The organism is Vibrio sp. 1078-1, assembly GCF_033340475.1.
On sequence record NZ_JAWOWM010000542.1, the window covers coordinates 1 to 614 of the forward strand.

Genomic DNA, 614 nt, shown 5'->3' on the forward strand with positions numbered 1-614 from the left:
ATTCGTTATTGGCTGGCGAAGTCGACCGTTCTTGAGTTGTTAGGGCGCGATAAAGAGAGCTTAGCAGTGGTAGATAAAGGGCTGAGTTTGACACCAGAGCAAAGCCAAGAGCACTTGCTGTTCAAGCTGATCCAAATTCGAGCCATGATGGGCAATCGAGATATCGATACCGCGCTCTCGTCGTTGGATGCTTTGCTTGAAACATCACGAGAAAAAGGTGACAAGAAATTGGAATCGGAAGTTCTGTTGCTCAAAGGTCGTTACTACGATGAGCAAGGGGACTATAAGAAATCGTACGCGGCGTTGATGTCTTCGATGGAAGCGGCGGAGTCATCGGGTGCGCAGGGCTTAGTCGAACGAGCAGCACTAGAGCTCGGTGATGTATTGGTAAAAATTCAAGGCTATGACCGCTCTGAAGTCGTGCTGAAGCAGGCGTATCGTTATTTTAAAGACCGCCGCATGTCGTTTAATGAGTTGCTTAGCGTCCTAACTATTGCAAAGCTACACAAAGCTCAGTTCCAATACGATGAAGCCATCACATCTTATCAAGCCGCTTTAAAGCTTGCGCAGATTATTGGTGACGGACGTTTTCGCTTTCGGGTGAACTTGGAGCT

1 pseudogene is annotated in these 614 nt (G+C 47.7%); it reads left to right on the top strand.

The window, feature by feature from the left end:
* A pseudogene (locus R7190_RS28685) lies at positions 1 to 614 on the top strand (GGDEF domain-containing protein); the annotation flags it as partial.